At 31.9% G+C, this 863-nt stretch carries 1 protein-coding gene; it reads right to left on the minus strand.

Annotation, left to right across the window (positions count from 1 at the left end; genetic code table 11):
* Positions 1–160: 160 nt before the first annotated feature.
* Positions 161–742: a hypothetical protein gene (locus tag WA340_RS12835; protein ID WP_336129380.1), complete on the minus strand. Its 582-nt coding sequence runs from the start codon at positions 740–742 to the stop codon at positions 161–163.
* Between the last annotated feature and the right edge of the window lie 121 nt (positions 743–863).

The raw sequence follows: 863 nt of genomic DNA on the forward strand, positions 1-863 counted from the left end.
GGAATTCACACGATTTATACGTTTAGTATTTAATTCCGCTATTGTAACCGACGGTTTTGGCTATGGTTTCGTTGCGGAATGGTTCGGCAGAACTATTCCGCCGTAAACCAAAGTTAGTAAATACGCAGGAATTTCCGATAGGAAATTCCGCCGCAATGAACTATAGCCGTTGTTGTGCGTTCGTTTTTTTTATTCGGTTAATAATTTCAATTCCCAAATAATCTTTCAATTTCGGAAATTTATATCTGTAATATTCATTCCAATAACTTGCAATTCGACTTTCGGTCTGTTGCCAATATTTTGGATTTTTATTTTTAAATTCTTGGTAAAATTCCAATGTTTCTTCATTCACTTTTTTGTCAATTATTGGAAACAATTCATAAATATACTCTCCTAATAATTGAACTATAAATGGTGTTTTCCAATTTTTTGGTTTGTCAGATAGCTTTTTTAATCTTTCCTCTCTGACATAACCATTGTGATGTCTTGTGTAAAGGCAATTTAAAATGTCTTTTTGCTTTTCCGTTAAAAGCTTTTCATTTTGCTCTTTTGGCTCATTAAAATAAATCCGAACTGGAATTTTCAATTCTTCTCCATTTATATTCACTTCATATGAATCCGAACTTATTAAGTCAAACTCAAATTTTGTTTCCAATGGAATAATCTTGAATATCTCCGAAACATCTGATGTCAATTCCTGTGGAAAAGCATTAGTTATTATTTTCAGATAATCAGATTTCATTTATTGGTAATTTTTGTTTTCAGTTGCGAAATGACGCACAACGTTAGCGTATAAATTTCAGTTGCGGAAAATCGGCACGATTTTCCGATTGAGCTGAAAGATAGAAAATTGCAATGAATTT

Source organism: Mesoflavibacter sp. CH_XMU1422-2 (genome assembly GCF_037029245.1).
Classification (GTDB): domain Bacteria; phylum Bacteroidota; class Bacteroidia; order Flavobacteriales; family Flavobacteriaceae; genus Mesoflavibacter; species Mesoflavibacter zeaxanthinifaciens.